The 22699-nt window shown below is 40.1% G+C and carries 22 protein-coding genes; 15 read left to right on the top strand and 7 right to left on the bottom strand.

Annotation, left to right across the window (positions count from 1 at the left end; translation table 11 throughout):
- The first annotated feature begins 68 nt into the window (after window positions 1–68).
- The 7 genes from DES35_RS05060 (at window position 69) to porQ (ending at window position 5367) form a co-directional block, all read left to right on the top strand.
- A complete protein-coding gene (locus DES35_RS05060; protein ID WP_037356867.1) occupies window positions 69–503 on the top strand; it encodes a SufE family protein in 435 nt (144 codons plus the stop codon).
- A gap of 11 nt (window positions 504–514) precedes the next feature.
- A complete protein-coding gene (locus DES35_RS05055) occupies window positions 515–838 on the top strand; it encodes an SUF system Fe-S cluster assembly protein (RefSeq protein ID WP_037356864.1) in 324 nt (107 codons plus the stop codon).
- Between the two features lie 6 nt (window positions 839–844).
- Entirely contained in the window at window positions 845–1348 is a 504-nt protein-coding gene (locus tag DES35_RS05050; protein WP_037356861.1) for a DUF2480 family protein, read from the top strand.
- Window positions 1345–2118 (top strand): alpha/beta fold hydrolase, encoded by a 774-nt coding sequence (locus tag DES35_RS05045; RefSeq protein ID WP_037356858.1) that lies wholly within the window; start codon window positions 1345–1347, stop codon window positions 2116–2118. Before DES35_RS05050 ends, DES35_RS05045 begins: the two co-directional genes overlap by 4 nt.
- Complete coding sequence (locus DES35_RS05040; RefSeq protein WP_114365991.1) at window positions 2115–2723, top strand: SIS domain-containing protein; 609 nt, start codon at window positions 2115–2117, stop codon at window positions 2721–2723. The genes DES35_RS05045 and DES35_RS05040 overlap by 4 nt, the downstream gene beginning before the upstream one ends.
- A gap of 190 nt (window positions 2724–2913) precedes the next feature.
- Window positions 2914–4308: a dipeptidase gene (locus tag DES35_RS05035; protein WP_114365990.1), complete on the top strand. Its 1395-nt coding sequence runs from the start codon at window positions 2914–2916 to the stop codon at window positions 4306–4308.
- Between the two features lie 15 nt (window positions 4309–4323).
- The gene (gene porQ / locus DES35_RS05030; RefSeq protein WP_125039321.1) at window positions 4324–5367 is read left to right on the top strand and encodes a type IX secretion system protein PorQ; all 1044 of its coding nucleotides are present in this window, start codon (window positions 4324–4326) and stop codon (window positions 5365–5367) included.
- Between the two features lie 291 nt (window positions 5368–5658).
- Here porQ and DES35_RS05025 read toward each other — a convergent pair whose 3' ends face one another.
- Both DES35_RS05025 and nadC read right to left on the bottom strand, forming a co-directional pair.
- Entirely contained in the window at window positions 5659–6591 is a 933-nt protein-coding gene (locus DES35_RS05025) for a YihY/virulence factor BrkB family protein (RefSeq protein WP_170125705.1), read from the bottom strand.
- Window positions 6592–6598: 7 nt separating this feature from the next.
- Window positions 6599–7468, bottom strand: coding sequence for a carboxylating nicotinate-nucleotide diphosphorylase (nadC, locus tag DES35_RS05020; RefSeq protein WP_114365988.1), 870 nt, complete (start codon window positions 7466–7468; stop codon window positions 6599–6601).
- Window positions 7469–7518: 50 nt separating this feature from the next.
- Between nadC and DES35_RS05015 the strand changes: the two genes are divergently transcribed.
- From DES35_RS05015 to DES35_RS04985, 7 genes are all read left to right on the top strand, one after another.
- Window positions 7519–7989 (top strand): 23S rRNA (pseudouridine(1915)-N(3))-methyltransferase RlmH, encoded by a 471-nt coding sequence (locus DES35_RS05015; RefSeq protein ID WP_170125704.1) that lies wholly within the window; start codon window positions 7519–7521, stop codon window positions 7987–7989.
- Window positions 7982–8566: an RdgB/HAM1 family non-canonical purine NTP pyrophosphatase gene (rdgB, locus tag DES35_RS05010; protein WP_114365986.1), complete on the top strand. Its 585-nt coding sequence runs from the start codon at window positions 7982–7984 to the stop codon at window positions 8564–8566. The genes DES35_RS05015 and rdgB overlap by 8 nt, the downstream gene beginning before the upstream one ends.
- Window positions 8563–10272, top strand: coding sequence for a Na/Pi cotransporter family protein (locus DES35_RS05005; RefSeq protein WP_114365985.1), 1710 nt, complete (start codon window positions 8563–8565; stop codon window positions 10270–10272). Before rdgB ends, DES35_RS05005 begins: the two co-directional genes overlap by 4 nt.
- Window positions 10273–10463: 191 nt before the next feature.
- Window positions 10464–13325, top strand: a complete 2862-nt coding sequence (gene gcvP / locus DES35_RS05000) for an aminomethyl-transferring glycine dehydrogenase (protein ID WP_114366029.1) — start codon at window positions 10464–10466, stop codon at window positions 13323–13325.
- Between the two features lie 77 nt (window positions 13326–13402).
- Window positions 13403–14740, top strand: a complete 1338-nt coding sequence (locus DES35_RS04995) for a T9SS type A sorting domain-containing protein (RefSeq protein ID WP_114365984.1) — start codon at window positions 13403–13405, stop codon at window positions 14738–14740.
- Between the two features lie 75 nt (window positions 14741–14815).
- Complete coding sequence (locus tag DES35_RS04990; protein ID WP_114365983.1) at window positions 14816–15274, top strand: GatB/YqeY domain-containing protein; 459 nt, start codon at window positions 14816–14818, stop codon at window positions 15272–15274.
- 22 nt (window positions 15275–15296) lie between these two features.
- Complete coding sequence (locus tag DES35_RS04985; protein ID WP_125039322.1) at window positions 15297–17468, top strand: carbohydrate binding family 9 domain-containing protein; 2172 nt, start codon at window positions 15297–15299, stop codon at window positions 17466–17468.
- A 50-nt stretch (window positions 17469–17518) separates the two neighbouring features.
- Here the strand turns inward: DES35_RS04985 and gatC are convergent, their stop codons facing one another.
- The 5 genes from gatC to DES35_RS04960 all read right to left on the bottom strand — a co-directional run bounded on the left by gatC (window position 17519) and on the right by DES35_RS04960 (window position 20803).
- Window positions 17519–17806, bottom strand: a complete 288-nt coding sequence (gene gatC, locus DES35_RS04980; protein ID WP_037356822.1) for an Asp-tRNA(Asn)/Glu-tRNA(Gln) amidotransferase subunit GatC — start codon at window positions 17804–17806, stop codon at window positions 17519–17521.
- Window positions 17807–17899: 93 nt separating this feature from the next.
- Window positions 17900–18349: a 50S ribosomal protein L9 gene (gene rplI, locus DES35_RS04975; protein WP_037357175.1), complete on the bottom strand. Its 450-nt coding sequence runs from the start codon at window positions 18347–18349 to the stop codon at window positions 17900–17902.
- A gap of 8 nt (window positions 18350–18357) precedes the next feature.
- Window positions 18358–18663 carry a 30S ribosomal protein S18 gene (rpsR, locus tag DES35_RS04970; protein WP_114365981.1) on the bottom strand — a complete coding sequence of 102 codons (306 nt, stop codon included), beginning with the start codon at window positions 18661–18663 and terminating at the stop codon, window positions 18358–18360.
- Between the two features lie 2 nt (window positions 18664–18665).
- Window positions 18666–19004, bottom strand: coding sequence for a 30S ribosomal protein S6 (gene rpsF, locus DES35_RS04965; protein WP_037357173.1), 339 nt, complete (start codon window positions 19002–19004; stop codon window positions 18666–18668).
- A gap of 167 nt (window positions 19005–19171) precedes the next feature.
- Window positions 19172–20803: a mucoidy inhibitor MuiA family protein gene (locus tag DES35_RS04960; protein WP_114365980.1), complete on the bottom strand. Its 1632-nt coding sequence runs from the start codon at window positions 20801–20803 to the stop codon at window positions 19172–19174.
- A gap of 90 nt (window positions 20804–20893) precedes the next feature.
- On the opposite strand from DES35_RS04960, the gene ggt reads away from it, so the two are divergent.
- The gene (ggt, locus tag DES35_RS04955) at window positions 20894–22573 is read left to right on the top strand and encodes a gamma-glutamyltransferase (RefSeq protein WP_170125703.1); all 1680 of its coding nucleotides are present in this window, start codon (window positions 20894–20896) and stop codon (window positions 22571–22573) included.
- The last annotated feature ends 126 nt before the right edge of the window (window positions 22574–22699 follow it).

Genomic DNA, 22699 nt, shown 5'->3' with positions numbered 1-22699 from the left:
TACAATGTATCGAAACATGACATTTGGGACAGCCTCTTGAAGTCGTATCTTTGTCAAAAAATCAATAAATGAGTTCGATAGCTGAAATTCAGCAAGAAATTGTGGATGAGTTTGAGATGTTGGAAGACTGGGATCAAAAATATGAGTACCTGATTGAGATTGGAAAGGAACTCAAACCACTTGCACCGAGTTATAAGGTAGATGAAAATTTAATAAAAGGTTGCCAAAGCAGGGTTTGGCTACATGCATGGCGCGATGAATCAGGGAATATTCGATATGCAGCAGACAGCGATGCCATTATTACCAAAGGAATTATTGCTTTGCTCATCAGGGTGTTTGACAATCAGAAGGCTGAGGATATTCTCCATGCTTCCACTGATTTTATTTCAAAAATCGGTCTGCACCAACATTTGTCACCAACCAGAGCCAATGGCCTTCTAGCAATGGTAAAACAAATTAAATATTATGCTCTAGCTTTGAGTAAAATTTCAAATCCAATATAAAATATATCGCTATGCTGACCGAAGAACAAATGCAGATGCTGGGAGAACAGGTAGTAGAAGTACTCCGAAATATCTACGACCCTGAAATTCCAGTGAATATATACGATCTTGGACTTATTTATGACTTACGCGTGAGCGAGGAAGGGGAAGTAGAGATTGAGATGACACTGACATCCCCAAATTGCCCAGTAGCCGAAACGCTACCCGTAGAGGTAGAAGAACAGGTGAAAGCATTGGATGTAGTAACCAATGTACGGGTTAACATTACCTTTGACCCTCCCTGGAATAAAGACATGATGAGCGAAGAAGCAAAGTTGGAGTTGGGAATTTTCTAAATAACTATGGAGGAAATCAGAAACAAAGTAGCAGAAAGCCAACTGATCAATATTAACTTCAAACAGTTACTACAGGAGAAGCAACCTCAGGTACTGGACATCGCCGATTGGCTTTATGAGAAATTGATTGTAAGAGAAGAGGAATTTAAAAAATGCGTAGAACAACACAACTGGGGGCAATACCGCGGCAAAACGCTGGTTGTATATTGTTCTGAAGATGTTATCATACCTATGTGGGCCTGGATGCTGATTGCCAATCGTGTGACCGCAGCCGGCGGTAAGCTTATCTACAGTTCAACAAGAGAAATTGAAGAGAAAAAACTCTTGAGCATAGTTGATTCACTGGATGTAGAAGAATTCCGCGACAAAAGAATACTGATCAATGGATGTCAGCATCCAGCTGTTACACCGGAGACTTATTGCCTGATCACTCAGAAACTCCAACCGGTAGCCAGGTCACTGATGTACGGTGAAGCATGTTCCAATATACCTATTTATAAAAAAAAGTGACGCTGTACAGTAAGATATACGGACAGGGAAATCCTATAAAGCTCATTGTTTTACACGGCTTATTTGGCATGGGTGACAATTGGGCCTCACTGGCCAGGGAATGGTCTGATAATCAGAGCGCTGAAGTACATTTGGTCGATATGCCCAATCACGGCAGAAGTCCAAAATCCGAAGAGTTTAGCTATGAAAGCATGGCTGCAGAAGTATTCTTATACATGGAAAAAAAAGGCTTGTTACCAGCTATCTTACTTGGCCACTCAATGGGGGGTAAAGCTGCTATGTTTCTATCGACACTTCGGCCTGAGGCTGTCGACAAACTTATTGTCGTGGATATTGCTCCAAGATACTATCCTGTTCATCACACATACATTATCGATGCACTTAAATCATTAAACCTTGCCACTTCATCGCGCTCAGATCTTGAGCAACAATTGCTAAAAAGTCTCCCGTATCCTGATATTGTCAGTTTTTTGCTCAAAAGCCTGCATCGAAAATCAGATGGAGGCTTTGAATTCAGATTTAACCTCGACGTCATAGCAAAAAAAATTGAGGAAGTGGGCAAAGCACTCCCGGATTATGCCCAATTTCACAATCCAACGCTTTTCATTAAAGGCGAAAAAAGCGATTATATCCAAAGTTCTGATTCAGAAATCATTAAAAAACACTTTCCGGCATCCCGAATCGAATCAATTCCAAATGCGGGTCACTGGGTTCATGCTGAGCAACCGGAAGCAGTGTATAACTTAGTAGCCAATTTCATAGTCGAATGAATCACAACGCCATAAGCAAGTATTTGAACGCTTCTCAAGCAGCAGTTGACTACATACCGGTAGATAAAGTGCATCAGTTGGCAACCGCCATGCTGAGAACCTATGAAAAGAAGGGGAATATCTTCATAATGGGAAATGGTGGCAGTGGTGCTACAGCCTCTCATGTGGCAGGTGATTTTGTTAAAGGAGCTTCTTTCGGGCTGGAAAAGAGATTTAAATGTATATGCATAAACGACAATCTGCCTGCGCTGATGGCCATTGCAAATGATATCAGTTATGAAGCCATTTTCGAAGAGCAGTTAAAAAATTTTGCTTCTAAGGATGACCTGGTCATCGGACTCTCAGGTAGCGGAAATTCTGCCAATGTAGTAAATGCTCTGGTCTGGGCCAAAAGTCAAAAAATATTGACAGCAGCACTTACTGGATACAAAGGGGGTAAATGTGCTGAAATAGCAGACATCAGCGTGCATATTCCGATTTCAGATATGGAAATTGTGGAGGATTTACATCTGATGGTATTTCATTCCATTAAGCGCATGATTACCCTTGAACTGCTGGGAGATAATCCCGGTATGGGAGCCGTTTACGATGCGCGAATCCGATAGGCAGTTCTCTCCATTTCTTGACGCCATGACTCTGTTTACCAGGCTTCCAGATGATTATCCAGCACTCTATTCCTAAAATAGGTATCAAATAATCCATCCTAAAAAATTACGGACAATCTTTATCGACCTTATACCTGGCCAAAAGTCCGCCCCAATCCTATATTTGACCCCTCTAATAAATTCACTCACAATGCATCAAAAAATCAAGGAATATATTGAATCCAATAGAGAGAGATTTTTAAACGAACTGTTTGAACTATTGAGAATACCAAGCGTAAGTGCTGATCCTCAATATAAAGAAGCTGTCTTTAAAGCAGCTTACAAAACAGCAGAATTTCTGAAGGCTGCAGGGATACAATATGTGGAAGTCTGTCCCACTCCGGGATATCCTGTCGTGTATGGGGAGCATCTGTTCGACCCTTCTCTTCCGACAGTGTTGGTCTATGGACACTATGATGTACAACCTCCTGATCCTCTTGACTTATGGGAATCCGGCCCTTTTGACCCAGTCGTTAAAAAGACCGATATACATCCGGAAGGTGCAGTTTTTGCCCGCGGAGCCTGCGATGACAAAGGGCAGTTTTTTATGCATGTCAAAGCTGTAGAGGCGATGCTCGCTACTAATACTATGCCTTGCAATGTAAAATTTATGATAGAGGGTGAAGAGGAGGTAGGTTCAGAACATCTCGCCTGGTTTGTTGCTAACAATAAAGAAAAATTGAAGTGTGATACCATATTGATCTCCGATACGGGAATTCTTTCCAATGAAACTCCATCCATTTGCACAGGCCTTAGAGGTTTGAGTTATGTGGAAGTCGAAGTCGTCGGACCAAACCGCGACCTGCACTCTGGACTTTATGGTGGGGCAGTCCCCAACCCAATAAACATTTTGGCAAAAATGATTGCCTCTTTGCATGACGAAAACAATCGGATTACAATACCCGGATTTTATGACGATGTGGTCAATTTGTCAGATGAAGAACGACGTTTAATGGCTGAGGCGCCACACAGTGACGAGGCATTCAAAAAATCCATTGGCCTTAAAAATACCTGGGGAGAAAATGGCTTCACCACTCCGGAGCGCACTTCCATACGTCCTACCTTGGACGTAAATGGCATTTGGGGTGGTTATACCGGTGAAGGGGCAAAGACGGTAATTCCCTCAAAAGCCTTTGCAAAAATCTCTATGAGATTGGTACCCAATCAAAATCCCGACAAAATCACTCGTCTTTTTAGTGAGCACTTTATCAAAATCGCGCCGGACTGTGTCTCGGTAAAAGTCAAGCCTCATCATGGAGGCGAGCCATATGTATCTCCGTTGGATAGCCCTGAATATCAGGCAGCCAGCCTTGCCATGCAATCTACTTTTGGAAAAAAGCCTGTACCCGTGCGTTCTGGTGGTAGTATTCCAATTGTCTCTCTCTTTGAGCGGGAATTGGGTGTTAAATCCATTTTACTGGGATTTGGACTTGATTCTGACGCCATTCATTCGCCGAATGAACACTTTGGATTGTTCAACTATTACATCGGAATCGAAACCATCCCGTATTTTTACCAAAATTATGTAAACATAAAAAAGGCCTAGCTGGTAGCCTCTGGCATGATTACAAGGAGCTTTGTTTGCTTTTTCTTCCTAATAGTGCATCACTCTGCTATCGCTCAAATCGGTGGAAGAGAGGTTTTTCAGTTTCTCAACATCTCATCAGAAGCACGGGTAGTAGCCATGGGCAGACAGCCGATTGCCTACTGGGAGCCTGACGTAAACTTTGCTCTTTTAAATCCTGCATTGATTCACAACAACCTGCATGGTTCGCTTAGCATCAATGCCGTAAGTTTTCCGGCTGATATATTTATTGGTAGTGCTAATTATGCCCATGACTTTGAAAAGGCAGGTACCTTTACTTTAGGCATTCGCACATTTCAGTATGGTAAATTTATTGCTGCCAATCAGTTTGGAGTGCAAACAGGTGAATTTGATGTATCTGATTTGGTAATCACCATCGGCCATGGCAGGGAAATATATCCCAACCTGCACCTGGGAGCTAATTTGAAAATAGTCAATTCGGCCTATGAACAATACAGTTCATTTGGCCTGGCAACAGATTTAGGGGCCGCTTATCACATACCTGAAAAACTATTGACTGTGGCCATTTTGGTCAGAAATCTTGGCTTTCAATGGGATCCATACCATACTGAAAGAGGGAATTTACCCTTTGATGTGCAAATCGGAGTGAGCAACAGGTTTCGCCATTTGCCTTTGAGATGGCATATTACTGCCGACCAGCTTCACCGGCCGGATGTCAGTTTTATAAATCCTGCCAATTCGAGAAGAGACCCAATTACCAGTCAATTGATCGAGGAAAACATCACGATAGCCAATAAAGTTTTTAGGCACATGAGTTTTGGGGCCGAGCTTTCTCCAACAAAGGGATTTAATCTGGCTATTGGATACAATTTCAGAATGCAACAGGAGCTGAGAATGAATACAAGAAGATCCTCCGCCGGATTAACCTTTGGAGTAGGTTTTAAGGTTAGTAAATTTATGATTCAGTATGCCAGAGGGGTTTATCATGTAAGTGGTGCGGCTAATCTTTTTAGCATTACCACTAAATTTTCGGACTTCAGAAAGTCTGAAAAAAAATAATAAAGTTCGCTTTCAATACCTTTATATTGAATGCACTTTTTATTGTGTGAATACTACAAGACTACCTTGCATGCACATAAAAGCATTGAAAAATTACAAAGGATAATTGAGGAATGTATTTTACGCGCAAGTAAATTTTTTTGAGTCAATTAAATCAAATAAGTATTCCCGGATAAAAATTTCTTAGCACGCACAATCTCATATTTCATAAAGTGTCAGTCTATCGATAGATGGGATGCAATCTAGAAATTAATCCATAAATTTATAAGCGGATTTATTTCGGTAGATTCATTATTTTGAAAGCAATGATTTGATATGTTCTCTTTTTGCCGCTGCAATTCCGGCGTTAAATTCAAAACCAATGATTAGTATCAGTGAATTGATATAAATCCAAATTAATATAACCAGGAGAGTACCAATTGAACCATACAATTTATTATATTGATTAAAATTGCTTATATAAAAACTAAAAAGCTCTGAACCAATTACAATCAAAACAGTAGCTAAAATTGAACCTGGTGAAAAAAATTTAAACAATTTTCTATCTGCTGGACCAAAATAATACAACAAAGAAATGGAAATAAATACAACTAGAACCAACAAAATATATCTTCCAACTCTGAAAACAGGTCTAAGACTTTCCGGTATAATGTTTATCTCCACTAACCAACTGGAAAAACCATCTGTAAAAATAATCAATACAATCCCTATTATAAACAAAAAAGATAAAAATAAGGTGAGAAATATAGCTACTAATTCTTGTCTCCAAAAATTCCTTGTTTTAAACTGATGTACTGATGAATTAAAATTATTAATCAACGCATTAGTGCCATTTGTGGCAAATAGGAGGGCCGCTATAAACCCAAAGGACAGCAAATTGCCTCTTTTATTGTTGATGATGTCATAAATGGTACTTTCGGTGGCTTCAAATGTGTTTGGAGGCATGATCTGTTTTAAAGTATCAAATAGGACCTCCTGAAAACCTTCTATTGGAATATAAGGAATCAATGTAAAAATGAAAATAAGTCCGGGAAATAGTGCAAGAAAAAAACTAAATGAAACACTTGCTGCACGTGAAGTTACATTTCCTTCAACTATACCAATATAGAAAAACTTAAGCACATCGTAAATTGACTGACCTTGAAAAAATGGAATTTTAATTTTTTTAAGCAGTCTTGATAAATAAATAAATTTGATTTTGAGTTTTTTTTGTATCTTTTTCAAGTTTAATTTATTTTTTTGCTTTGAAACTGATATCGATAGCTTTTACACTATGCGTCAATGCGCCTATGGATATGTAATCTACCCCGGTTTCGGCATATGCTTTAAGGTTGTCTTCTGTAATACCTCCAGACGCTTCAGTTTCAGCACTGCCTTTTACAATTTCAAGCGCTTTTACAATCATTTCAGGAGTAAAGTTGTCAAACATGATACGGTCTACACTCTGCAACTGAATGGCTTCTTCTACTTCAGCAAAATTTCTGCATTCTACCTCAATTTTTAAATCCAAATTGTTTTTCATTAAATACGCTTTGGTTGCCTGTACTGCTTTTGTGATACTGCCTGCAATGTCTATATGATTGTCTTTGAGCATGATCATGTCGTATAATCCAAAACGGTGATTATAACCCCCTCCGATTACCACAGCTTTTTTCTCAAGAAATCTCAACAAAGGGGTTGTTTTTCTTGTGTCAAGTAATTTACAATTAGTATGTCTGATCATGGAAACCAATTTGGACGTGTAAGTAGCTATACCACACATTCGCTGTACTAAATTGAGCATTAACCGTTCACCTGCCAATAATGCATGAGCTTTAGCTTCCACCTCGTATACCACTTCGCCAGGGGAGCATTTTTCACCATCTTGTTTGAAGGCGACAAAAACAGCCCCGGGATCTAATTTGCGAAACACAGCCGAAATGACGTCCTCTCCTGCAAATACACAATCCTCTTTTATAAATAATTGGCTTACGAATATCTTATTTTTTGGGATGCAAGCCAAAGAACTGTGATCACCATGGCCCAGATCTTCCTGCAGCGACAACTCTATTAATCGATCTAACTGACTATCAAAGTCCACTTCGTTAAATTCAACCTTCATTAAACTATCTTTACTTTTACCTTTGCAAAGGTCATCTATACAATTCAAATTTGAAAATTACTCTTTTATCCATTGGAAAGTCCAACATCGACTTTGTGAGTCTTGCTGAGCAATATTATCTATCTAAAATAAATTATTTCGCAAAAGTTGATTTGCTTAAAGAAGAGCCAAAACGAACGTCTTCAGCTGAATCAAATTATATAAAAAAAAACGAAGCTGATATAATATTAAAAAATCTTTCTTCTTTTGATTATCTTGTTCTCTTTGATGAAAGAGGGGTTCACTTAACCAGCAGGGAATTAGCGAATTTTATTCAAAATTTACAAATGATAAATGTAAAAAGATCTCTTTGGGTTATCGGAGGTTCGTATGGTTTTCATTCTTCAGTCTATACTAAAGCTCACAAATTGATCTCATTATCAAAATTGACACTAAGTCATCAGATAGTTCGAATAGTAGTACTCGAGCAATTTTACAGAGCTTTTTCTATTCTCAACAATCATCCATATCACCATGATTAAAATACTTCTTGCCACAAACAATGTACACAAAATTCAGGAACTAAAAGAGATGCTACCAGACGGAATATCCGTTGAAACTTTAAAGGACATTCACTTCAACAAAAACATTCCTGAAAATGGAGTTACTTTTCATGAAAATGCATATGCCAAGGCTAATTTTCTTTTTGAAAGGGGTTTTAATAATGTGTTGGCAGACGATTCCGGTTTGGAAGTTGATGCATTGGGAGGTCTTCCAGGTGTGTTTTCCGCAAGGTTTGCAGGTCCTGAATGTGACTCTGTTAAAAATATGCTGAAATTAATTCAGTTGATGGAAAACGTTACCAATCGTACTGCAAAGTTTAAGACAGTATTGTGTTATATTCATCATGGTCAAACCTATTATTTTGAAGGAGAAGTTGAAGGTAAAATTGTTCAGCATCCGAGGGGGGTCAGGGGATTTGGATATGACCCTGTTTTTGTGCCAGAAGGATTTCAAAAAACGTTTGCAGAAATGACTCCGGAAGAGAAAAACAGAATCAGTCATAGAAGAAAGGCAATTGAAAAATTTATTGATTTTATTTCAAACAAAACACTATGAATCTTACCTATATAATTGTAAATTTATTAGGTGGGTTAGCAATTTTCATTTATGGCTTAAAAGTTTTGAGTGAAGGCCTACAGAAAGCTGCCGGACTTCGGCTGAGAAAAGTTTTGGATTATTTAACAAAAAGCCGGATACTGGGAGTAGTGTCTGGTGCTATAGCTACCATTTTGGTACAATCATCATCGGCCACTACTGTGATGATTGTAGGATTTGCAAGTGCCGGAGTTATTTCACTATTTCAATCCATCTTACTAATTATGGGGGCAAATATCGGCACAACATTGACTGCCTGGATTATCTCCTATCTCGGACTCGGAAAATTTAATCTCATTGAATATGCTTACCTGATAAGTATTCCCGCAATTGTTATGTTGTTTTTTAAAACCCAAAAAATCAGATATTATGGTGAAATATTAATAGGTTTTTCCTTGCTTTTTATAGGCTTAAAATACATGCAAAGCAATGCAATTTTAATTGAAAATAATACGGATTTCTTTAAATGGATTGCCAACTACAATATCCAATTAAAATTTTCCTTGGCCAATACTTTTTTGATTATTTTCTTTATCCTCATTGGTGTCGTCTTATCCTTTGTGCTCCAATCTTCGACAGCTGCCATAGCAATCACTATAATCTTTGCCTCTGAAAATCTTATCACTTTTCCAATGGCTTGTGCCATAGTTCTTGGTGAAAATATTGGTACTACTGCTACAGCATATATGGCAGCTCTGCTGTCCAATATACATGGAAAAAGAGCTGCAATATCACATACAATTTTCAATGTAATCGGAGTTATATGGGCAGTTTTTTTATTTGTTCCTTTATTAAATATTTCTTCCGAAATTACATATCTCATTTCCGGACTTATACCATTTGACTCTTCAGAAGGACTTGTAAAAGGAATTCCAATATTTCACTCCTTGTTCAACATACTTAATACTTTAGTTTTGCTATTATTCGTCGAACAAATCGAAAGTCTAAGTAGAAAAATATATCCTCAAAACATGAAGGATAATCTGTTTGATATGGAATTTATTTCTAATTACATCGTTGGAACACCTTCTCTAAATTATTTAGAGGCAGAAAAAGCTGTTTATAAATATGCAATTAATGCTGAAAAATCCTTTTTGCTTCTATCAGAATTGCTGAATGAATCTGACAATGAAGAATTTCATAAAAAATTCAATAAAATACTCGAATTTGAAAATGAAGCCGATAAAACATCTGTTGAATTTACAGAATTTCTTGTGAAAGTAAATGGACAGGACGTAAGCTCCGAAGTTGCTATTTTGATTCGGAAAATGTTAAGCATTGTAAATTATTTGGAGAGAATTACTGATTTGACCTTGAGAATTGCCGAAAATTTAAAGCGAAAAAGGGAATATAAATTTTTCTTCACTCCTGGCGAGCGCAACGACTTGTTACAACTGATGATGTTGGTTACAAAAAGTTTTGAAGTAGTAAAAGATTCAGTTGAAAGTCTAGAAAAGGATCAAATAAAATTATCAGAATCTGAGGAGCTTGAAAATCGAATCAATGAATTGTATATCGAGTATAGGAAAAAATTTCTAAAAGACGATAGGTCAATGATGATTATAAATAATGCAAGCCTCTTGTATCTGGATGTAGTCAACGATTTGGAGCGAATTGGCGATCACTTACAAAGTATCGTATTGGTTATCAATGGAAAAAAAATGTAAACTCTCTGAAGAAGACTTTACGTAAACCCCAGGTAGATTAATGTTTTCTGTAAAAGTGATATTTTCAGCGTTCTTTGAATTTAATTTTTTCTTTAATTTTCTGGTAGAAATTACTACCTATACATTTGTTAGGGGAAAACATTTTTTCTAAACGGTTGTAATTTCTATCAAATCAAATGTTTGCACATTCTATGGACATACAGTCATTTGCCTGGAGGCATATTGGAGTGAGGAGCGAGGACATACACCAAATGCTCTCAGAAATCGGAGTTAGTTCTTTGGATGAACTGATTGATAAAACTGTACCTGCCAAAATACGAGTTAAAGACCTCACAGGTCTGGATCTTCCAAAAACAGAACGAAAATTCTTAACTTCACTTAAGAATATCGCTTCGAAAAACAAGCTTTTCAGAAACTATATAGGTTTGGGATATTATGGCACAGTACTTCCCGGGGTGATACAGCGAAATATTTTTGAAAACCCGGGATGGTACACAGCTTATACCCCTTATCAGGCTGAAATAGCACAGGGTAGAATGGAAATGTTGCTCAACTTCCAGACGATGGTCTGCGATCTCACAGGAATGGAAATTGCCAATGCATCCCTCCTCGATGAAGCCACAGCAGTTGCAGAAGCCATGGCAATGCTCTACTCTGCCAGATCTAAAGAAAAACAGGAATCAAAAAAACTCTTTGTAAGCGATACCGTTTTTCCCCAAACCAAGGCTTTGCTTGAGACTAGAACTGCGCCTTTGGGAATTGAAATTGTGTATGGCAAATTTGAATCCTTCACCGGAGGTGACCAATACTATGCTGCATTCGTTCAATATCCCGACAGCAATGGGGAAATTAAAGATTACAGAAGTTTTGTGAATCTATGCAAGGCTTATGGGATTAAGGTGATTGTAGCTGCAGATATCATGAGCCTCGTACTGCTAACTCCTCCCGGAGAGTGGGGAGCTGATGTAGTGGTAGGAAGCACACAGCGATTTGGCATACCACTCGGATTTGGTGGCCCTCATGCTGCATATTTTGCTACAAAGGAAGAATTTAAGAGGTTTATTCCAGGTCGGATCATTGGAAGAACAATCGATAAAGACGGAAAGCCGGCTCTCAGAATGGCCCTTCAGACACGAGAGCAGCACATAAAACGCGAGAAGGCAACTTCAAACATTTGCACAGCCCAGGTGCTTTTGGCAGTGATGGCTGCTGCATATGTTATTTATCATGGTCCTGATGGACTGCGAGTGATAGCTCGCAGAATACATCACAACGCAATCCGATTGAGTCAGGCTCTTGAGAAACTCGGCTTCCGTCAGTTGAATAAATCCTATTTCGATACCATTAGAATTGCTGTTTCCGAAGCTGATGTACTCAAAGTAAAGAAATTAGCTGAAGATAACCAATTGAACTTCAATTATTTTACTCCTGGAGTAGTAGCCATCAGCTTGGGAGAAGCTACATTTGACGATAGTCTTGAAGACATCGTTAAGGTATTTGCCGGGGTGGCGGATAAACAGCCCATTGCCCTGGAACCCGAAGTTTCCAGCTGTATTCAGGATGAATTGAGAAGAACTTCTTCTTTCCTAACACATCCGGTGTTTAACAGTTATCATAGTGAAACTGAAATGATGCGCTATCTCAAAAGACTGGAGCGCAAAGATTTGGCTTTAAATCACAGCATGATAGCACTTGGTAGTTGTACTATGAAGCTGAATGCTGCCACAGAAATGATACCCCTATCATGGCCTGAATTTTCTGATATTCATCCTTTTGCACCCGAGGAACAAGTGCAAGGTTATTTGCAAATCATCAGAGAACTCGAAAAAGATCTGGCCATAATTACAGGTTTTGATAGTGTGTCCTTACAACCAAATTCAGGCGCTCAGGGTGAGTATGCGGGGTTGATGGTCATACGCGCCTATCACCAAAGCCGAGGTGAAGGCCATAGAAATATTGTCCTGATTCCATCTTCAGCGCATGGGACCAATCCGGCATCTGCTGTAATGGCTGGAATGAAAGTAGTAGTCGTAAAATGTGATGAAAAAGGAAATATTGATGTCAACGACCTAAAAGCACAGACTGAAAAATACAGCCATCAGCTCGCTGCTTTGATGATAACCTATCCATCCACACATGGAGTCTTCGAAAGCTCTGTAAAAACAATTACCGATATTGTGCATGCACATGGAGGTCAGGTCTATATGGACGGTGCTAATATGAATGCTCAAGTAGGTCTGACCAATCCCGCAGCTATTGGTGCGGATGTGTGTCACCTGAATTTACATAAGACTTTCGCCATCCCACATGGGGGAGGAGGTCCGGGAATGGGACCCATCTGTGTAGCAAAACATTTATCACCTTTCCTGCCTGGTCATCCCATTGTAAAGACGGGTGGTAAACAAGCTATTTCATCCATCTCCGCAGCTCCGTACGGAAGTGGCCTTATTCTCATCATATCCTATGCATATATAAAAATGCTAGGCGCTCAAGGACTTACTGACGCTACCAAATATGCCATCCTAAATGCAAATTACATAAAAACAAGGTTGGAAAAATATTATCCGGTGCTCTACACCGGCGAAAATGGAACTGTAGCACATGAACTCATTCTGGATTGCAGAGCTTTTAAAAGAGATGCCAATGTAGAAGTAGTGGACATTGCAAAGCGATTGATGGATTATGGTTTTCATGCTCCGACAGTTTCCTTCCCAGTAGCGGGTACTTTGATGATCGAACCGACCGAAAGCGAAAGTAAAGCTGAGATTGACAGATTTTGTGAGGCAATGATTTCAATCAGACACGAAATTGAAGAAATCATCAATGGAGATGCTGATAAGTCAGAAAATGTATTGAAAAATGCACCCCACACGTTGGAACTCCTTACTTCAGATGAATGGAAGCTTCCATATTCTCGTCAAAAAGCAGCTTATCCAGCACCTTTTGTTTTTGACAATAAATTTTGGCCTTCAGTTAGGAGGGTAGATGATGCCTACGGAGATCGAAATCTTGTATGTACTTGTGAACCAATAACATCCTATGTTGAAAATTAAATTTAACAATGTTTTCAAGACAATAAGTTAATCGTGTATTCCAAACTGTTTTTAAATTAGCAAAAAATTAGGAAAACATGAAAAAATCTTTACTTGGTTTGCTAATGGCAGCTGGCATTAGTACCTCAGCTCAGTCCATAGTAGAAAATATCGCAAATCTTGAATCAAAACTCATCTTTCAAGAGCTACCGGCTGATAAGAAAGTTAAATTGATGAACGCACTTGAAAATGCAAAAGCATATAAAGTGGCAAACAAAGGAAACAAGGCTGTAGCTCAGAGAATGAGCCATGTGGATCCAGTAGCAGCTTTAAAACAACTTAATTTCGTCTGGCTGACAAACGGATTTGCTCCTGATTCACAAATGGTAATGATCACTCAAAGTGGATTGTCTCATGTTAATATTCACGCTGTTTCCAGTGTACTCGATCCTAATTCTCAAGCCTTTGTTTTAGCTCAGCTGGACTACTTTACAACAAATGACCCCATTAATATTGATACCATCATTGTTTACGGGTTTTACGATATAGCCACTTCAGGTCTTACTAATTTTACAGGTGACTCCATCCGTGTTGATATCATCTGGGGAGATGTAAACAACAATACCACATGGAGGACAGGTGTACAATATCCGGCCAATACCTTCCCTAACCAGACCACTGCCATCCCACTTACTACACCCAGATATGACGGAGTGAGTAGCCATGGATTCCACAATGGTCTTACCGCCACCAATAGGGTAGTCCTTCATCACAGACTTACTGTATCTGATAGTGCAGATGTTGAGTTTAAGTTACCCTTGCCTCAAAGTCTTACCATTCCTGCAGGAAATAAAGTTGCTGCAGTAGTGCACTTTAAGCCTGGCTATTCTTACAGTTTTGGTGATACACTTTATGATGCAGGAGCTACACCCCAGGTACGTAAAAATTTCTTCAGACCCATCTATGCTCGTGATCCAAATGCTCAACAGAACGTACCTACTTTCTTAGAAGCATACGATTTATATCCTCAGTCCCGTGCTCTCTTCGGCAATTTATTTGTGGGTACACGATACAAAAACAACGCAAATTCACTTCTTAACGAACTAATAGGTCCAAGTCTGACTTTTGCACCCTATATCGAATTTTTTGTAACTGGAAACAGTACTGTAGGGAAAGATGAATTCAACAAAGGTAAAGTCCGTTTGTTTCCCAATCCTACCTCTGGTGAGCTGAATGTGAATGTAGAAAACATTCAGGCCGGAAGATATGACGTTAGAATCGTAAATCTGGTAGGTCAGGTATTACTTGCTGAAAATATGTATCTTCACGATGGGGCCAACCTTAAGTTTGACTTAAGCAATTTTGCAAAAGGTATTTACCTTATTAATATTACTAATGGTACAACTACCATCACAGAAAGAATAAACTTAAGGTAAAAAAGTTATTCATCTGATTAACAGCCTTCCTTAAGGGAGGCTGTTTTTATTTTGCACTTATTAAAACCATATGCCATGAGTCTTGAAAACCAAATTAATGACATGATCAAAGAGGCCATGAGGTCAAAAGACAAAGACCGACTAAATGCTTTAAGGTCAATAAAATCAGCAATTCTTTTGGCCAAAACTGAAAAAGGTGCTTCTGAGATTTTGTCTGAAGAAATGGAAATTAAGATTTTACAGAAACTTCACAAGCAACGAAAGGAAAGCTATGACCAGTTTGTTCAAAACAATCGGGTGGAGCTGGCCGAGGAGGAACTTGCACAGATGAAAGTAATTGAAGAGTTTCTTCCCAAACCAATGTCGATGGAAGAACTAGAAGTGGAGGTAAAAAAAATACTACTGGAAGTAGGAGCTACCTCACCCTCTGATTTTGGAAAAGTAATGGGCACTGCTACAAAAAAATTAGCAGGAAGAGTGGACTCAAAAATACTTTCCGAAAAAATAAAAGAAATGCTTCAATCCATTCAATAACCCTGAACCGGATATCACCACAGTGAAAAGGTTAAATACTCCTTTTCTTCTGGTCGTGATGCTTTGCGTCTTGACCATAGAGGGCCAGGTGTTGTCATCAACCCACATCCGGGAGCCTATTGTAATCGATGGCAAACTAAACGATTCTGTCTGGCAGGAAATTCTCCAACCCTTACCTTTAACCCAAAGAGAGTTGTACGAGGGGAGGCCATCCACACACCCAACATTTGTAGGGATTGCACATGACGATAAAAATCTGTACATTGCAGTGAAGTGCCTTCAACCTCGGGAGAAAATAACAGCCTTTGAGCTTGCCAGAGATTTTAATGTTCAATTAGATGATGTATTTTACATTTTACTCGATACGTATAACGACAAACGCAATGCCTTTGTCTTTTATACCAATCCGGTAGCTGCCAGAGGAGATTATCAGGTTTTCGACAATGGAAAGGTAGCCAACTTTAATTGGAATGGAGTATGGGATGTAAAAACATCGATCGATAGCACCGGATGGAATGCAGAATTTGTAATTCCGTTCATTACACTGCGGTTTGAAGATATCAATGGCCAGAATCCATGGGGATTGAATTTTGAGCGAAATATCCGCTACCTAAGAGAACAATCGCTCTGGCAAGGATGGAAAAGAGATTCTCGCCTCAATCTTGTCACCAATGCCGGTCAGCTGATGTTAAATAACCTTCCACAGAGCAAGGGTTTCGCTGAAGTGAAACCATATGGAATTTCGGGTGTCGGAGGTGCTACTACAGCAAGTGACCAATTGGTATGGCAAAATCTCTTTAATGCCGGTCTGGACATCAATTACCTGTTTAATCCTTCTTATAGGCTCAACATCACTGTTAATACCGATTTTGCTCAAATTGAAAGCGATCGACAACAGGTCAATCTTACGCGATTTCCACTGTTTTTTCCTGAGCTAAGGGAATTTTTTCTCGAGGGTCAGGATTTTTTTGATATGGGATTTGGTGGTGATCGCATTATTCCTTTTTATACGCGAAGAATAGGACTGGACAGCAATTACCAACCAATCCCTATTTTGGCTGGAATTCGGCTGCTCGGCAAATCCTCTGGTACTACACTTGGAGCTCTAAGCATTCAAACCGGCAGAACTGATGCTGCTATTCCGGAAAATTTCTCCGCATTTTCCATTCGACGCGATGTGGGCATACAATCCACTATCGGAGGAATGAGCATATTTAGAATCAATGAACAATATGCTCACACGACTACAGGTATCAATTTCAGATATAGTACCGCTCAGTTTTTGGGATCAAAAAATTTAAATGTCGGAGGAGCCATCATTGGCACAGCGACCACCGGAGTTCCGATGAACCATAACAATGTGGCCTATCGATTTTTTCTTCAATATCCAAATGACAAATTCAATGTATTCTTAAGTACTCAAAGAGCAGGAGAGGGTTTTGAGCCTAAGGTGGGGTTAATGCGCAGACGAGACTTTAATGAGTATTTTGTGATTCTTAACTGGCAGCCCAGGCCAAACCCACACGGATCTTGGAAGTGGATTCGTCAATTCATATTTAGTCCGGGTAGTATTACAATCACCAACATAAATGAAGGCAATACGCTTCAGACTTTTGAATACACGATTTTACCCTTTGGTATGGAAACCCGCTCAGGAGAAAGCATCTTCCTGTATGCATCCCGACAAGCTGAAGGAATTTTCGTCCCTTTTGATATTTTCAGTACTATCACAATTCAACCAGGTGAGTATTGGTTCACCAGATATTCAGCTGAAGTTTCAACTTTTCGCGGGCGAAAAATGTGGTTCCAATCGAGATATTCTACCGGAGGATTTTTTCACGGAGTTAGAAATGAACTTGCGCTAGACGTCAATATTAGAACTTCCAGATTTTTTCAGTTTACAGTTCAAAATACCTATACCCGAAGTGATTTTGACCTGGATGGATTTAGTGTATTTCTCACTGCATTGCGCATGCGTTATGCTTTCAATCCTAATCTTTTTGGTTTTATTCTGGGTCAATACAACAATGCAACCTATGAATATCTGATCAACTACAGATTGCAGTGGATACCCTTTCCTGGTGCAGATTTTTTCTTTATAGCCAATCAGTCGTTAAGAAGAGCTGAAAATGGTCAGCTTGCAATCAATGCCGTCAATGTAATGGGAAAACTGATTTGGCGTTTTGTTATATAATTACATTGAGCCAATAGTAGTGAACAAGCTTCTGCCTTTTTGTCATATATTCAGCCCAGGACTTTTGGCACTTTGATGTAGTCAGAATCTTTGACAGCGGCATTTTTCAGTGCATCGTATTGGCTTACAGTGTAGGTAGCAGCGTCTGGCCGTAGCACATTCACATCCTGATTTATATACTCCAGAGGTTCCACATCATCTAAAGGAAGTTCCTGGATTTTTTCTACAAATTTGAGGATTTTTTCCATATCCGATTTCATGGCTTCAAGTTGCTCATCCGAAAGCGATAGCTTTGCCAGATTAGCTATTTTGAGAATATCCTCTTTTGTAAGTTCCATACAGCAAAATTTGCGAGTATTAAAATGGGTGCAAAAATAGAAAAGTCGCGACCATGCGCGACTTTTAAATTATTTAAGTATTTACAAATTCAATTATTGCTGAGCCAATACTTCAAACTCAAGATCAAATTGCACATCGCGGTGCAGGCGAATTTTTGCAGTGTATTTACCGGTGTTTTTTATGATTGACCCGGGGATGGTAATGTATTTTTTATCTACATGGAACCCCATACTTGCCAGATGAGCTGCAAGGTCTGCATTGGACACAGAGCCAAAGAGTTTATTCCCTTTGCCCACTTTTACCGGAAGTTTGATTTCTACTGCCTGCATACTGGCAGCTAATTTTCGCGCGTCTTCCACGATTTTAGCCTCCTTATGTGCTCTTTGCCTCAAGGTTTCAGCCAATACCTTTTTTGCTGATTCAGTAGCAAGTACTGCCATGCCCTGTGGAATGAGGTAATTCCTGGCATATCCGGGTTTGACATTCACAATATCATCTTTAAAACCCAGGTTTTCTACGTCTTTTTTCAATATGATTTCCATGGCCAACATTATTTTAGGTTATCAGCTACAAATGGCAGCAAGGCTAAGTGGCGTGCTCTTTTAATGGCCTGAGCTAGCTTTCTTTGATATTTAAGGGAGTTTCCCGTGATTCTTCTGGGCAGTATTTTTCCTTGTTCATTTACAAATCTGAGCAGGAAATCTGGGTCTTTATAGTCGATGAATTTTATGCCATACTTTTTGAAGCGGCAGTATTTTTTCTTTTTAGTGGTATCAATAGCTATAGGCTGTAGGTAGCGAATTTCGTTTTTACTACTTCTTGAAGCTGAAAGTTCAAATTCGTTTGCAATTTCCATTTTTAAGCGTTTTGAAGTTTTTGTCTTCTCTTCTGTGCGTACTCAATGTGGTACTTGTCCATCTTCACGGTCAAATAGCGCATCACGCGTTCATCGCGTTTAAGTTCGATTTCCAGAGTATCAATCAGCTCTCCGGGTGCTTTGAATTCAATAAGGTGGTAAAAACCACTGCGCTTTTTCTGTATGGGGTAAGCGAGCTTTCTTAATCCCCAGTTCTCTACATGGGTCACCTCTCCGCCTTTGGCTTCGATGATACCCTTAAATTTTTCGACTGTTTCCCTTGTCTGCTCTTCTGACAAGACGGGATTTAAAATGAAAACAGTCTCGTACATTGGTACCATAACTAGTTGATTTAATTGATTTTGATTGTTAAACAAACAATGTTTAAAAAGGTCTGCAAAAATAGCCGAAACTTTTGTTTCGCAAAATGTTCAATATTAAAGCGATGATAAATATGTGAATTTTATCCGAACTTCGTATGAATACCCGGCCTTGTAGGAATCCCGCTTTACCGGGGAACGGAGGTCTTTGCGTTTTCATTACCATCTTCTATCAATTCAATAACCTTATCCTTGGGGTAGATTATTTCAAAGCCGTATTCCAGAGTACGACTTAGCCCGGGCTGAAGGGTAATTTCCCATCGCAGCATTCCCTGCTTGTCCGGTTCGACCTGACCTGTCTTTTTAAACTTTACTTCAATTCTACTATCGGTACTCACAGGTATCCGATCAATCACCGTCACGGTTACATCCGAATTTCTTCGGTTGGTGACCTGAATGCTGTATTCATAGGTGTCTTTTTTGCTGCTACCTAAAAAAGAACGCGAACTATACAGGTTCTGTCTTTTTCGGATTGCTGTAATGTAGTTTACAGTTCCCAGCCGTATTTGTACAGAATCATCGCTTAGGAAGAGAGGATTGGATTCAATGCCCACTGCTCTTCCATTGAGCCTGATGACCGATGGGTTGAGCCTCAGAACATGGACCTTTGTGTGACAAATGGCAAGTAATTGTGCTTTTGTTTCTACGTAAGGGAAAATTTGATATTTAAGTTGGACAGGAAGTGTATCTCTGTAGAGTTCTTTAGTTAGAGGAGTATCTTTACTCAACCGATATTTCCCGCTAAGTCGAAATGTTTCACCATCAATGGTTTCTTCGATCATAGAGGATATATCAAACTGCTCTGCCTCCGCGTCTTCGTTTGCAAGTATTTTTTGTGCGGTTTCAGCCATTCGCTGTGTACGCACCGGTGCTACATCGATTGTCATCACGGGTCTGGGTCTGAAAAAAACAGCCCTCAATGGTCTGAACTCAATGGGTTTGCCACTTAGGTCAAATGATTTATTTATCAGCGTAAGCTCAGCATCTTCCCAACGTTCCTCAGTAGTCAGACGTACTTCTGCCAGATTTCTTACAATGGCGTGTTTTTCAGTTTCATCAATGTCAATTTCCTGCTGGAGTCTCCAGTTTATACCTCTTATTAGGTGTGAGATGCCAATTTGGTATTGCCCATCCTGTGGCACTTCGACAAGGGCTGAATAATTTCTGACATGAGTTTGTAAATAACGGTTTCTCGATTGAATTTTGGCTTGAAGTTCCTGGATCTTTTGCTGCTTTTCATCAATCTGAGTCTTGCGTTTGTGTTTTGCATCTGTCAGCATGGCAGTTTCCGTTCGAAAGTAGTTGATGCTTTCTCGTAGTAGATTCAGATTAAGGTTTTGACTGTTGGTGACATTGGCATTTTGAATCAGAATTTTTTCAGCAGTTGTTAGCTTCTCAAGTTCGAGTCGGTCTTGTTGTATTTCGCTTTGGAGCCTTTCAAGCTGCCGCTGAAATTCCCTGCAGATGTCGTCATCCTTGCACTCAACTTCTGCCGGTGGAAAAATTCTGATTACTTGACCCTTCGGATAAATTTCTACAGCTACAGAGTTTTGGTCGATCAGTTGGCCTTCGATTCCTGCGATGACGACTGTACGGATTCCCTTTTTTAAGTTTAGCGTAGCTTCCCGATACACTTGTGCCACATCATTCATATAGATTTCAGCTGCAGTGACCCGCGCTGTTTGTACTGTTTGAGCAAATGAGGGTTTACCTGACAGCATAAATAGCGCTGAGGTAAAAAAAGCAAATTGATGTTTCATTTTTTAACGAGGGTTTAAGCGTAAAACGCTTTTATAAATTTTTTTGCATAGATAACAATAGAAACACATAAAAAAATGAGACATAGCTTCATGAGACTTTTGCACATAGCACTTGGTCTGATACATCTGTTTAGTATTGAAGAGACTACAGGACAACATGTCTCATTCCATAGGGGAGCAGTATCGGCTGCACATCCCCTGGCAGTAGAGGCCGGATTGGAAATATTGAAATCCGGTGGCAATGCCATAGATGCAGCCGTGGCAGTACATTTTGCACTGGCATCAGTGTATCAGATAGCCGGAAACGTGGCAGGAGGAGGATTTGCAGTCGTGCATGTGCCCGATGGCCGGATTCTTACTCTGGACTTCAGAGAAACTGCCCCGGCTGCCGCGTATGACTCCATGTATGCGTATTTGATGGCGCGTTATCCAGATACAAAACCCAGCCTGGAGGGAGCTACTTCTGTTGGAATTCCGGGCAGTGTAGCCGGACTTTTCGCACTTCACGATTCGCTCGGCTCATTGCCCTGGCATCGGTGTCTGCAGCCAGCTATCCAATTGGCTGACAGCCATCGGCTTACACCATACATGGCCTCTCAATGGCTCAGGCATACGTCCGATATTAAGAGAATTTCTGGCTTTTTGCCATCATTTTTACTTCATGACGACTCACTCTATCCCGGACAACTGGTCCGACAGTCTGAATTGGCAAACCTGCTCCGAAGAATTGCGGCTTTCGGTCCCGACTCCTTTTATCACGGGACATTTGCTCTTCAAATGGCCGATTTTCTGCAAACTCATGGAGGAGTGCATACAGCTGAAGATTTTGCCAGTTATCAGCCAGTCTGGCGAAAGCCGGAGCTCATACCCTATCGCGGATATCTTATAGCCACCATGCCACTTCCCTCTGCAGGAGGTATAGGTCTTCGCCACTTTTGCGGCATGTCAGAAAGCCTGAACCTGCATCGGATTAAACCGTACTCCCCCCGGTATGCTCATTATTTTGCGGAAATGGCCAAAAGAGTCTATGCCCACAGGCACAAGTACCTGGGCGATCCGCGGGACACCGACCCAGATATCCTCAGCCGAATTACTTCGGATACCTATATAAGGCAGATGGCCTCAAGCATCAGCCCTACATTCCGAACACCTTCAGCAGCTTTTGGCACCCCCTCTCCGGCTTCCATCGAAAGCTTTGAAACCACCCATTATTGCACGGCCGATTCCACGGGACTTCTCGTAAGCATTACCACTACACTCAACGGCTACTTCGGGAGTAAACTTTATTTCCACGGAATGTTTTTTAACAACGAAATGGACGATTTTTCAACCCTTCCGGGACAAAGCAACCAGTTTGGCCTCCCGTTTTCCACTGCCAATAAAGTCCGACCCAATCGTCGAATGCTCAGCTCTATGACACCTGCCATTTTATTACATCGCGGGCTGCCTATCGCAGCCGTCGGTACTCCGGGAGGTACCACCATCATCACCAACATATTTCAGGTCCTTGAGCTGATGTCCAGAGGATGGCCGCTGGAAAAAGCCATCGACCAGAAAAAGCTCCACGCTCAATGGCTGCCCGATGAACTCATCGTTGAAAACGGCGCTCTCAATCCAACCACCATAAAAAAACTCCAAAAGATGGGCTATCAAATCCGAGAAATTGAACAAATTGGCATCTTCAACGCCATTTACATCACTCCCAACCGCAACTTTGTGCCCTTAGCCGATTCCAAAAGAAAAGGTGACTCCTGCGCCAGCGGATGGTAACAGCATTCTGCCATACCCTCATTTTAAAATATCAGAACATTTACATTCTTTTTATAAAAAATTTCAAAATAATCCAAAAAAAATATTTTTTTTTCAATTCACTTGACCAGACGCTGAAAAAAATGT

This window comes from Schleiferia thermophila, assembly GCF_003337435.1.
Lineage (GTDB): Bacteria > Bacteroidota > Bacteroidia > Flavobacteriales > Schleiferiaceae > Schleiferia > Schleiferia thermophila.
Note: the sequence above shows the minus strand (reverse complement) of the source record. Positions and strands in the feature narration are given on the sequence as shown.